Origin of the sequence: Calothrix anomala FACHB-343, assembly GCF_014696435.1 — a bacterium.
In the GTDB taxonomy this organism is placed as follows: domain Bacteria; phylum Cyanobacteriota; class Cyanobacteriia; order Cyanobacteriales; family Nostocaceae; genus Aulosira; species Aulosira anomala_A.
In genome coordinates this window covers 125,250-137,389 of the sequence record NZ_JACJQG010000008.1, presented here as the reverse complement: position 1 = coordinate 137,389, position 12,140 = coordinate 125,250, and the positions used below count along the sequence as shown (strand labels likewise).

The following is a 12,140-nucleotide window of genomic DNA, read 5'->3' as shown; positions in this document are numbered from 1 at the left end:
AAATGACTAGGAGACCTAAATGAACGGCGATCGCTGTACGAGAAATGCCTGTACTGGCATGATTGAAGATGGTTACTGTAATGTCTGTGGGTTGGCGGCGGTAAAATCTGCCCCTGTCAGCCAAAAGCAAAGTGTAAATGTTACTGCGAGAAGTTCTCCGGTGACTACGGGTACGGGTTCTTCGCCGTTAACTAACCGTTCTAAGGGTTCGCGGCGTACTAGTGGCACTTCTGCTCGCAGTAGTCGCAGACAATTAGGTGCTGGGTTAATCTCTGTACCAGAATTACCTTCCACCGATCCAGAAAAGGCGATTCTGCTTAACCCAATGGTGCCAGAGAATAAGCGTTTTTGTAGTAATTGCAATCACCAGTTGCGCCGGGAAAAGGGATTTTGTAGCAAGTGCGGACAGAAATATTCGTTTATTCCTAGTCTGAATCCTGGGGATTTGGTTGTCGGACAATATGAAGTTAAAGGTGCGATCGCTTATGGTGGTTTAGGCTGGATTTATTTAGGTTTCGATAAAACTCTCTCTCGCTATGTCGTTTTAAAAGGACTTCTGAATACAGAAGATGCAGCTAGTGCAGCCGTAGCTGTAGCCGAAAGACAATTCCTCGCAGCCGTAAAACACGCCAATATCGTAGGAATTTACAACTTTGTGAATCACGGTACTGAGGGTTTTATTGTCATGGAATATGTTGGCGGTAAAACTCTCAAGGAAATTCGTAAAAGTCGGGGGCCTTTACCTGTAGCGGAAGCGATCGCTTATATTCACCGCATTCTCAGTGCTTTTGCTTATTTACATTCTTTAGGCATGGTATATTGCGACTTCAAACCAGACAATATTATGGTTGAAGGCGGCGATGTGAAGTTAATTGACTTGGGTGGCGTGCGCCGAATTGAGGATTTAGATGGCGATATTTACGGTACAGTAGGTTATAGCGCCCCAGAAGCAGGTGAAGGGCCGACAGTCGTATCCGATTTATTTACTGTTGGCAGAACTTTGGCAGTATTGCTGACTAATATTAAAGGCTTTAGTAAAGAACACCTGTATACATTACCCAGTCCTGAAGAAGAACCGTTATTTGGGCAACAAGAATCTCTGTATCGCTTCTTAATTAAAGCCACTGCGGAAAATCCTGACGATCGCTTTCAATCAGCCGATGAAATGGCGGATCAATTATTGGGTGTACTGCGGGAAGTTGTCGCCCTGGAAACTAATATTCCTCGTCCAGCTGCTAGTCATGTGTTAGGGGGAGATATGCTAGCGCTGACTTACGGTGGTAGTTTGGAGCCAATTAAACCAGATTATGAACAATTACCGTTACCAATCTTAGATGCTAACGATCCTGGATTTAATGCTGTGCTAAATGCTAGCGCGATCGCCGATCCGATGAAACGGGCAATGAGTTTAGATGAAGTCGTCAAGCAATTTCCTGATTCCCGCGAAGCATTACTGCGGTTAGCCAATAGCTTGATTGAGGGGTTGAATTTTGCCGAAGCAGAGCAAACCTTAGCCAAACTCGAAGCTAAAGATCCGTGGGATTGGCGCATTTTTTGGTATCGGGGGCGGGCTTTAATGGCGCACAATCAAGCACAAGCCGCGCAAAAAGCTTTCGATCAAGTTTATTTTGACTTACCGGGAGAGTTAGCACCCAAATTGGCGCTAGGTTTAGCCGCAGAACAGGCGCAAAATTATCAACTAGCAATTAAGATGTACGAGTTAGTTATCCGTACAGATCCCAGCTATGTGACAGCAGCCTTTGGTTTAGCCCGTTGTTTGTCAGCAACAGGCGATCGCCAAGGAGCAGTCGCCGCTTTAGGAAGAGTACCGCCAAGTTCTAGTTTATTTATGCGATCGCGAGTCGAAATTGCTCGGACTTTAATCAACCGCGATCGCGATATTCCCAGTTTTCAAGAACTACAAACAGCTTCCTCTGCGATTGAAACCCTAACTTTAGAAGGAATGGATCGCTATCGGCTCATTCAACAAGTTCTAGAAACAGCCTTAAATTTACTCACCTCAAAGCAATTAAAAGTTACTCCTAGTATGAAGATTTTAGGACAACCCCTGCAAGAAAAACATCTGCGCCAAGGACTAGAAAAAGCCTTGCGAGACATGGCACACCTAGCTACAGGTAAAGAGAAAATCCACTTAGTTGATCAAGCCAACCGCATACGCCCAAGGACTTTCATTTAAGTCAGCAGACAATTGTAGAGACGCGATTCATCGCGTCTCCGCCCAATGCCCAATGCCCAATGCCCAATAATAATTATGCAATGCCCAAAATGTGGTGCTTCAGTCCTAGTAGGGGACAAATTTTGTGAGGAATGCGGTACGCCTTTAACCGCTAGTAAACCGCCAACAAATACACAAGGCTGTGAAAAATGCGGTGCGGGAATAGAAGCCATTGATACTGATGGTTACTGTAGTAATTGCGGATTTCGCAGGGAAGCCAAAAAGAGCGATCGCATCGAAATAATTATTAATTCACAGTTAGCGGGAGTGAGCGATCGCGGTTTGAGACATCACCGCAATGAAGATTTTTTGGCTCTACACCAGATTAATGACTCCCAGGTAAATATTCTCGTAGTTTGCGATGGTGTTTCTAGCGCGGAACAACCAGATTTAGCGGCTCGTAATGCTGCTGAAACTGCGGCTGGGAAATTAGCTCATGTTTGGCAAAGTGGAGAAAAACCAGAGTTAGCGATTAAATCCGCCTTTGCTGCGGCGCTCGATTCTGTATGTAATATTCCTTGTATATCTGGTGTAAATTCCGATCCACCATCAACTACTATTGTGGCTGCGATTGTATATAACCGTACCGTTACTATTGGTTGGTTAGGTGACAGCCGTGCTTATTGGATTTCTGGTAAGGCTTCCCAACAATTAACTCGGGATGATTCCTGGTTATATGAGGTGGTAGCCGCAGGAGAAATGAGCGAAGCTGAAGCGAGAAAATCTCCTCAAGCTCATGCGATTACTCGCTGGCTAGGAGCAGATGCAGTTGCGGATGCTACACCTTCAATAGTCAATTTTACGATTCCTGAGTCGGGATATTTGCTTTTATGTAGTGATGGATTATGGAATTATGCTCCAAAAGCTGAGGAATTAGCTCAGTTAGTAGCGCGATCGCCTGGTAAAGATGCGATGAGTGTATCTCGGAGTTTGGTGGAGTTTGCGCGGCAAGGTGGCGGACATGACAATATTACGGTGGCTGTTTTGGCGTTATAAGCTCAATTATGGTGTAAAAAACGAACCGCGAAGACGCGAAGTACACGAAGAAGAAAATGAAGAAAGAAAAGAAGAAATATTAAGAATGAGTAAACTCATCAAAATTTTGGCGATAAACCACTAGCTCCTAACCCCTAGCCCCTAATATGTCAAACCAATTCAAAGCGGAAGTTTTTCAAAACCAATATTTACACGAAGGTGCTAAAGAAGTTCATGCGATCATGACTGTCAGCGTGGAAAAGGGTGATGGTGTACCCGTTTCTACTGGTAATGACAGACTTTTTGGTATTATCTGTGATGTCTCTGGTTCAATGGGCGGCGGTAAAATTCACGCTGCTAAGGATGCAATGGTAAAAGTTGTGAGTTTGTTACCAGAGGATGCTTACTTTTTTATTGTCACGGGTTCTAGTAAAGCGAGTGTAGTTTTCCCGGTGTCTAAAGCTACACCTGAAAAGAAAGAAGAAGCGATCGCCGCAATTAAAAGAATCCTGGCTAATGGTGGTACGCTCATGTCTAAGTGGTTAACTGAAGCGCTGGCACAGTTTAACAAGAAACCCGATGCTGTGCGCCAAGCTTTACTACTCACCGATGGCATGAATGATGATACAGATGAGCAAGCACTGCAGAAGATTTTACAGCAATGTGAGGGTGTATTTCAGTGCGATTGCCGGGGTGTGGGGACTGATTGGCGGGTTGCTCAACTCCAACAAATCGCTGGGAAACTGCTGGGAACGACTGATATTATTCCCGATGCGGCAATGATTGAAGCTGATTTTCAGGCAATTTTAGCAAAAGCTATGAGTAAGAATGTCAGCGATGTCACTATGCGTTTGTGGACGCCCCAAGGAGCTAAGGTACTATTTTGCAAACAGGTGAGTCCAGATATTGTTGATTTAACACAGCGTGGTAAAGCAGTTAAACCACAGATGTTGGAATATCCTACTGGTGCTTGGGGTAGGGATGAGTCCCGCGATTACCACTTTTGCATCGAAGTTAATGCCGGTAATGTGGGTGATGAAATGTTAGCTGGTCGCGCCAGCTTAGTTTACACCGTTAATGGTGTAGAAACAAAAGTTGCAGAAGCCCGAATTTTGGCAACTTGGACAGATGACGAAGCCAAATCTACCAAAATTAATAAGCGAGTTGCGCACTATACCGGACAAGCAGAACTAGCGCAATCAATTCAAGAAGGATTAGAAGCTCGTGCTAAGGGCGATATTGAAGTTGCTACCGCCAAATTAGGTAAAGCTGTGAAATTAGCTCATGAATCTGGGAATGAAGCCACAGCCAAACTGCTCAAAACTGTTGTTGATGTGGAAGATGCACCTACAGGTACAGTGCGGTTAAAGCGAGATGTAGCCAAGGAAGACGCGATGGCATTAGAAACTCGTTCTACAAAAACTACTCGCATTCCTAAGTCTTAGTGAGTGAAAAAAGGCAGAGGGCAGGAGGCAGAAGGCAGAAGGAACAGAAACAAATAAGTCACAAATGATAAATGATTATTGTACAGACGCGATTAATCGCGTCTCTATTGACAAATGACTAATGACTATTGACCATGCCTATATATCAATGTCCTAAAGGTCACGAATCCACAGAATCAGATTTTTGTTCGGAGTGTGGTGCCAAAATTCTCGGTATAGCTGAACCAAAAATAGCTAAAACAACAGTAAATATTGAAACCTGTCCAGCTTGTAGTGCGCCTCACGAGGTTGACAGTGGGGACTATTGCGAGATTTGTGGTTATAACTTTGTTACTCAAGCACATGGAGAATTAGCGATCGCTAAAATTCCCCAAGAAGAAAAGGTAACACAAAAACAAGCATCTGTTTCTACTCCCCCATCCCCGATTATTGGTTGGCAATTGGTAGTGACAATCGATCCATCTCTGCGTCATCCCGAAAGTCCAGAACCCCCAACAGCACAAGCGCCGATAGTTTTTCCATTAGAAAAGGAAACTAACCTTATCGGTCGCAATAGTCAAGCTAGAGCCATTCATCCAGAAATTGCTCTAGATTTTGACGGCGCAGTTTCTCACCGCCATGCTTTATTAAACCGTCAAGCAGATGGTACATTCACCCTGCGCGATATTGGTTCTTCTAACGGTACGCAATTCAAAGGCGTAGAGTTAAAACCAATGGTAGATATTTCTCTACAAGATGGCGATGAATTCACTTTAGGACATTGGACAAGAATTGCGATCGCAGCAATTCGCTGAAATAAGTCACAAATGCCCCATGCCCCATGCCCCATGCCCCATACCCAATATGAGTAAAATTATTGCAGTTTCAAATAAAGCTATTCGCGGACTGACGACGCCGCAATTGCTCAAAAGTGGTTTATATCTAACCTGGATATCCAGCGTCTTACTACTAATTAGTATTATTAGCGGAGTGCAGGCGCAAAGACAGGCGATTAAAACTGTAGGACAAGATTCCACCCCCAGTATCGTCACAGCGCAACGCCTAAAAGATGGGCTGGCGGGGATGGATGCTAATGTTGTGAACGAATTGTTAGTACCAACGGGACAAAACCAAGATGCTATTAAAGGTTACGAAGAACGATATTTAAGAGTTACGGAAAGGTTAGTAGCTGCGGCTGAAAGTATCTCATTTGGAGATATAGAACGCAAACAAATTGAAACTATGCAATTGGCTTTAGGTAACTACTTAGCTAAAATCCAGCAAGCGAGAGATTCTCACGCCCGTGGGGATAATAATGCCATGCTGATTGCTTATCGTGCTGCTAGCGAAATCATGGATAAAACCCTTCTCCCCGCAGCCGATGAGTTAGATAAGGTAAATCTGCAAGCTTTAGACGCTACTTACACTCAAAAAAAAGTTGCCACACAAAATTATATATTTTCTATTTTCTTAATTGGTTTAGCACTGATTGTTTTACTGGGTTGGCTACAAATATTTCTCAGCCAACGGATGCGTCGCACTTTTAATCCAGCGCTGTTATTAGCTACTGCGATCGCACTTGGCTTGTTAAATTATACTGCTGGCGCGTTGTTATCAGCTTCCCAAAACCTGAGAGTAGCGACAGAAGACGCTTTTACTTCTATGCATACCTTACGCCAAGCTAGAGCGATCGCCTATATCGCTAATACTGCCAAAAGTCGCTATTTACTTGATACAGCTTTTGCTAGCAGCCACGAACAAGCTTTTGGACAAAATATCGCTCAAATTGCCCAAGTACCGCCAGGAAAGACTATTGAGTCAGTAGTAGAAGCTTATAAATATGAGTATGCCAAAGTTGATGGGTTTACAGGTTACCTAGCTGATGAACTGAAAAATATTGTTTTTACAGGTGAAAAAGCAGCGACATTAGCAAATCTGGCGAGTTTGGGCACTTATTTGACAATCGATCGCCAAATTCGCGATTTAGAAAAAAGCGGCAAACATCAACAAGCGATCGCTTTATCCTTAGGTAATAACCCAGGACAGTCAATTTGGGCGTTTGAACAGTTGAAAGCAACTAATCAAAAAGCTTTTGATATTAACCAAGCTGCTTTCGACAAAGCAATCAAGCAAGGCTTTCGCGATCTCGAAGGTTTTGAACTTAAAGCTACAGTAGCGCTGAGTGCGATCGCGCTTTTGACATTATTCGGGCTAACACCACGTATCAAAGAGTACTTTGTTTAATCATCTACAGCAATTCCAAATAGGTTGTGGTGACTTCCAATTCAAAAAATAACTAATCGCTATGCAGGCAGGGAAGGGAAGACAAGGAGGACAAGGGAGATAAATGACTGTTGACTGTTGACTGTTGACTGTTGACTGTTGACTGTTGACTGTTGACCCCAACATACTTATCTATTGACATAAATTATGGGGATTTCAATGATAAATTTTGTTCCTTGTCCTGGTGTAGATTCACACCACAATTTACCGCCATGCTTTTCAGTAATAATTTGATAACTAATAGATAAACCTAAGCCTGTACCTTTACCAACTGGCTTTGTCGTAAAGAAGGGATCGAATAACTTCTGACAAATTTCTGGTTTAATTCCCGGGCCATTGTCAGCGATACAAATTTGCACCCAATTGTTATTAATTACTTCTGTGTGAATTGAAATAATCCTGGAATTAACAGAAATTCCTGTTTGCAATTGTTGCTGACTATGTTCTTCTAAAGCATCAATCGCATTACTAAGAATATTCATAAATACCTGATTTAATTGTCCTGCATGACATTCCACAGGCGGTAAATCACCATATTTCTTGATAACTTGAATCTCTGGGCGTTCTGAATGTGCTTTTAAACGATTGTGGAGAATAATAATAGTGCTATCAATGCCATCGTGAATATTTACATCTTTAACTTCGGCTTCATCCAAACGCGAGAAATTCCTTAACGAAAGCACAATTTCTCGAATTCTCGTAGTTCCTATGCGCGTGGATTGCAAGGCTTTACTTAAGTCTTCGATGAGAAATTCTATATCGATAGATTCGAGGACATCGGCAATTTCTTCTGGCGGTTGAGGATAATATTGTTGATATAGTGCTACGAGATTTATTAAATCTTGAGTATATTCACTAATATGAGAAAGATTACCATGAATAAAGTTAACAGGGTTATTAATTTCATGGGCTACACCTGCAACCATTTGCCCCAAACTGGACATTTTTTCACTTTGAATCATTTGCAGTTGGGTTTGTTTGAGTTCGTACAAGGTGTTTTCTAGTTCTTGGGTTTGTTGTTGGAGTTGAATTTCTGCTTGTTTGCGATCGCTAATATCTCGCAAAATCCCCTGCCATCCCATGACTTGACCATCAGCATCTTTGAGAATTGAGGCATTAGATGTTACCCAACCCCAAGTTCCATCTTTTTTCGGATGGCGAAACTCTATGTCATTAATACTCTCACCTGTCTCAATAATTTGCTTGAGAAATGCCATCACTTGCGGTAAATCATCAGGGTGAATCAATGGTACAAATGATTGATTTAACCATTCGCAAACTTCGTAGCCAAAAATCTCCTGAAATTTTGGCGATATATAAGTGATAGTACTATCTACTAAAGTAGTCCATATAACATCATTGGCATTTTCTACAAGGTTGCGGAATTTGGCTTCGCTTTCAGCCAACGCCAGTTCAGAACGCTTGCGTTCACTAATATCTCTAATGACTCCCAAGGCATGGATTTTACCATTGTAAAAAATAGGACTGGCTGATACCTCAACATCTATCAAAGTGCCATCTTTGTGTAGATCTAATCCTTGACCGTGAAATTGATTACCAGCTCTAATGTCACGGATAAACTCAGCAAATCTTGGTAAGGTATCTTCATGGACAAACTCTGGCGGCTGAAGTTTGACAAATTCCTCTTGAGAATAGCCATGCATCTGACAAATAGCATGATTAGCGACAACAATTTTTCCTGTTTCTATATCAATGATGTTGATACCATCACTAACATTTTCAAAAATGGTACGGTAGAGAATTTCTTGTTGTTCTAGTGCGTTTTGAGCTTGTTTGCGTTCTGTAATATCTGTGGCGGTGACGACAATTTGATGGATGCGCGAACTACTATCTTTTAAAGGTGTGACACTGACAGACCACCAGGTTTCTTGGCCATTAGCACAAAAATGTTCTTCAAAAAAGCTAGTTGTACCGGAATGGACAGCCTCTGCATAATGTTGACGGTAAAGTGCAGCCATATCCTTAGACATCGCTTCCGCTAAAGTTTTACCCAAGATGCTTGGCATATCTACAGTTCTGCTACGAGCGATCGCCGGATTATAATCGACAAAGCGGAATTCTTGACCGTTATCTAAAACATCAAAGACAAAAATGCCGTAGTCTACGCCTTCCCAGACACTTTGTAATAGCTGAGTTTGTTCTAAAAGACGCTGTTCGGTGCATTTGCGATCGCGAATATCGCGGCTAATAGTTGCCAAGCCTATAGGCTGATTCGTAACTGGATCTTTCACTAAAAACAGAGTATAGTCAATTAAAATTGGCTCTCCCGTCACAAGATGGCGAAACCGAAATTCACTTTGCCAATAACCTTCCTGGATTACAGTTGGTAAAATACTTTCCTGAAATAGTTCCATGTCTTCAGGTAAGATAAAATCACTGAGATGTTTGGTTTTAGTTTCCTCCATATCCTGCAATCCAACTAACTTCATTCCTGCTGGATTGAGGTAAAAAGGCTGTCCTGTCATTGATGCAATACCAATAAAATCGGCACTAGCTTCGAGAATTGTCATCAAAGCTTGGTGTTCTTCCCTCGCTGGCTGAAAAAAACTCTTAGCTTCTAGTTCTAGTATCGTTTTTTGTTGTAAAGATGGTGATTCCCATAAATTTGCTAACTCTTGCTCTAACTGCGCTACCCTCTGTCGGAGAGTGATGATTTCTTGCTTGAGGCTAGCTACGCTCTCAGTTTCTAGAAATACTGATTCTGGGGATATCTCGTCGTGACTGGAAGAGAACTGAGTCATATCTTTGAAGCCGTAGCAGATTAGTTTTCCTAGACGCTCTAGTGGTGCTTAATCTAGAGTTCCCTTGTATGAGTGCAAGTAAACAAAAATTACCTAACTTCGTCAAAAGTCAAAAGTCAATGGTCAATTGACCATTGACAAAAAGCATGAAAAATATCTGACACTGCGTAAGCCCTAATATTTTTCATGATGCGATCGCCAAAAAACTGATAAATGACTGGGGAGCATCCCAATTGTGACGCAATACCCTAGAAGGGTATTGCTATACCAACAAAGCCTGCCTTCGCAGGCTATCAAACTTTTAGCCTGCGAAGGCAGGCTTCGTATTTCTAGCCCCACCCTTATAGGGTGAGGGCGTTTTTGCACATTTGGGATGCTCCCAACTAATATTTCCTCTCCTGTGGCTGAAACATGTTAATGGCTACCGAACGATATTGAATATCAATTCCTGCTGGTGAATAATAAGCCATTGTATGCTTGAGGAATTTTTCATCATCTCTTTGGGGATAGTCTTCACGGAAGTGTGCGCCGCGACTTTCTTGACGATTTAAAGCGGAAGCTAAAATCGTCTGTCCTACTACCATTAAACTCCGCAATTCCAAAGCTTCAACAATTTCTGTATTCCAAGAATTACCTTTGTCATCTAAATATATTTGTGGATATTGCTGTTGTATTTGGGTAAGTTTTTCCAACCCTTCCTGCATCACTGCTGCGGTACGAAAAACGCCGCAATATTGAGTCATGCAATCTTGAAAGGCTTGGCGAATTTCATTAATTCGGTATGTTCCTGGCTGTTCTAGTAAAGCTTGAATTTGTTCTTTCGCTTCCTTGATGTAACGTTGTTCATCGACTGTGGGTAATTTGCGGTTTTGCACAAATTGAGCGATCGCGGCTCCGGTACGTTTGCCATAAACTACACATTCCAATAGGGAATTACTACCTAAGCGATTAGCGCCATGTACAGACACGCAAGAAGTTTCCCCAGCAGCAAAAAAGCCTTCAACAAATTCATCGCCACCACTGCGGACTTTGCCATCAATGTTCACTGGGATACCGCCCATACAATAGTGAATAGTCGGGCGGACTGGCATAGGTTGAGTCACTGCATCAACACCAACTAAGCGATGGGCTTCTTCCCAACAGAAGGGAACGCGACTCATGATTTTTTCTTTACCCATGTGGCGCAAATCCAGGTAGACAAACGGCCCCCCAGCGCTACCATCGGCATGTATACCCCGCCCAGCACGAATTTCATAAGCGATCGCTCTTGATGTAATATCGCGGGGTGCTAGTTCCATCCGACTGGGGGCGTAGGTTGCCATAAAGCGATCGCCTTCGGAGTTGATTAAATAAGCCCCTTCGCCCCGCACAGCTTCAGAAATTAGCACGCCTACAGGGTACAATCCTGTGGGGTGAAATTGCACAAATTCCATGTCTTCGAGGGGCAAACCTGCGATCGCTGTCATTGCTAAACCGTCACCGGTCGAAGCATAATCATTTGAGGTCGTGTTATATACGCGACCATATCCCCCAGTGGCAAACATCACAGCTTTGGCGCGTAATACTTCTATATGCCCATTCAGCAGGTGATACATCACCACACCTTTTGCCTGTCCCTCTTCCAAAATCAGGCGCATTACGTACCATTCTTGGTAAATTTGCACACCATAGCGCCGTAAATTATTCACCAATTCATGTAAAATTGCGTGACCGGTTTTATCAGCCGCATAGCAGGTACGATTGTGAGAATGTCCGCCAAAAGCACGCTGGGCAATCCTTCCATCTGGTAACCGGGAGAACAACACGCCCATGTGTTCCAAATCAATCACCACATCTGGCGCTTCTTGGGCGAGAATAGCCACAGCATCTTGGTCTGCTAAATAATCCGAACCCTTAACAGTATCAAAGGCATGGGCTTCCCAACTATCTTCAGAATCGACATTTTTTAACGATGCTGCCATGCCACCTTGCGCCGCTACCGAGTGGGAACGAATCGGGTGAGTTTTTGCCACGACAGCTACATTTAAACTGGGATTAATCCGGGCAATTTCCACCGCCGCACGACATCCCGCCAAGCCACCACCAACAATAATTACATCATGTTCCAGCATAATTAATTTTTATGAATTTTTAATAGTGTAGACAAAGAAATTCCCTGCCACAGGACAGGGATATAGTTGCGATCTTGGATTGTATTTTGAGATTTTGCATAATTTAGGTAACTTATCGCTGAGATATTTATATTTCTTAAGCCAGACGACTCAATCCCTAACAGCAAATCTCAACTTTCACAGGAACTCGAAAAAATCACTTATTCCGTTCAAGTTATTAACAGTCAACAGTCAATAGTCAACAGTCAATAGTCAACCATCACTTCCGGAATATTTTTTAGCTAGTCCTTCATGGGAAAAACCCACAACCAAATATAAAAATCTCTAGCCCCTAGCCTCTAGCCCCTAG

The 12,140-nt window shown here is 42.9% G+C and carries 8 protein-coding genes; 5 read left to right on the top strand and 3 right to left on the bottom strand.

The window, feature by feature from the left end; all coding sequences use genetic code 11:
- Window positions 1-19 precede the first annotated feature (19 nt).
- From H6G08_RS06365 to H6G08_RS06345, 5 genes are all read left to right on the top strand, one after another.
- Window positions 20-2,197, top strand: a complete 2,178-nt coding sequence (locus H6G08_RS06365) for a serine/threonine-protein kinase (RefSeq protein WP_190539729.1) — start codon at window positions 20-22, stop codon at window positions 2,195-2,197.
- Window positions 2,198-2,242: 45 nt separating this feature from the next.
- On the top strand, window positions 2,243-3,232 hold the full coding sequence (locus H6G08_RS06360; RefSeq protein ID WP_199322394.1) for a PP2C family protein-serine/threonine phosphatase: 990 nt from the start codon (window positions 2,243-2,245) through the stop codon (window positions 3,230-3,232).
- Between the two features lie 146 nt (window positions 3,233-3,378).
- A complete protein-coding gene (locus H6G08_RS06355; protein ID WP_190539727.1) occupies window positions 3,379-4,656 on the top strand; it encodes a vWA domain-containing protein in 1,278 nt (425 codons plus the stop codon).
- A gap of 134 nt (window positions 4,657-4,790) precedes the next feature.
- Complete coding sequence (locus H6G08_RS06350) at window positions 4,791-5,450, top strand: FHA domain-containing protein (protein WP_190539801.1); 660 nt, start codon at window positions 4,791-4,793, stop codon at window positions 5,448-5,450.
- Window positions 5,451-5,469: 19 nt separating this feature from the next.
- Window positions 5,470-6,879 carry a GlnX family signal transduction membrane protein gene (locus H6G08_RS06345; RefSeq protein WP_242046084.1) on the top strand — a complete coding sequence of 470 codons (1,410 nt, stop codon included), beginning with the start codon at window positions 5,470-5,472 and terminating at the stop codon, window positions 6,877-6,879.
- A gap of 52 nt (window positions 6,880-6,931) precedes the next feature.
- Here H6G08_RS06345 and H6G08_RS38070 read toward each other — a convergent pair whose 3' ends face one another.
- From H6G08_RS38070 to H6G08_RS06335, 3 genes are all read right to left on the bottom strand, one after another.
- Window positions 6,932-7,060 (bottom strand): hypothetical protein, encoded by a 129-nt coding sequence (locus H6G08_RS38070; protein ID WP_277877802.1) that lies wholly within the window; start codon window positions 7,058-7,060, stop codon window positions 6,932-6,934.
- Entirely contained in the window at window positions 7,047-9,680 is a 2,634-nt protein-coding gene (locus H6G08_RS06340; protein ID WP_190539725.1) for a PAS domain S-box protein, read from the bottom strand. Before H6G08_RS06340 ends, H6G08_RS38070 begins: the two co-directional genes overlap by 14 nt.
- Window positions 9,681-10,063: 383 nt before the next feature.
- Window positions 10,064-11,791 carry a succinate dehydrogenase/fumarate reductase flavoprotein subunit gene (locus tag H6G08_RS06335; RefSeq protein ID WP_190539723.1) on the bottom strand — a complete coding sequence of 576 codons (1,728 nt, stop codon included), beginning with the start codon at window positions 11,789-11,791 and terminating at the stop codon, window positions 10,064-10,066.
- Window positions 11,792-12,140: the final 349 nt, after the last annotated feature.

Excerpts from the sequence above, each read along its gene's own strand:
- H6G08_RS06365 (WP_190539729.1), top strand. The coding sequence starts at position 20 with ATGAACGGCGATCGCTGTACGAGAAATGCCTGTACTGGCATGATTGAA.
- H6G08_RS06360 (WP_199322394.1), top strand. The coding sequence starts at position 2,243 with ATGCCCAATGCCCAATGCCCAATAATAATTATGCAATGCCCAAAATGT.
- H6G08_RS06355 (WP_190539727.1), top strand. The coding sequence starts at position 3,379 with ATGTCAAACCAATTCAAAGCGGAAGTTTTTCAAAACCAATATTTACAC.
- H6G08_RS06350 (WP_190539801.1), top strand. The coding sequence starts at position 4,791 with ATGCCTATATATCAATGTCCTAAAGGTCACGAATCCACAGAATCAGAT.
- H6G08_RS06345 (WP_242046084.1), top strand. The coding sequence starts at position 5,470 with ATGCCCCATGCCCCATGCCCCATACCCAATATGAGTAAAATTATTGCA.
- H6G08_RS38070 (WP_277877802.1), bottom strand. The coding sequence starts at position 7,060 with ATGTCAATAGATAAGTATGTTGGGGTCAACAGTCAACAGTCAACAGTC.
- H6G08_RS06340 (WP_190539725.1), bottom strand. The coding sequence starts at position 9,680 with ATGACTCAGTTCTCTTCCAGTCACGACGAGATATCCCCAGAATCAGTA.
- H6G08_RS06335 (WP_190539723.1), bottom strand. The coding sequence starts at position 11,791 with ATGCTGGAACATGATGTAATTATTGTTGGTGGTGGCTTGGCGGGATGT.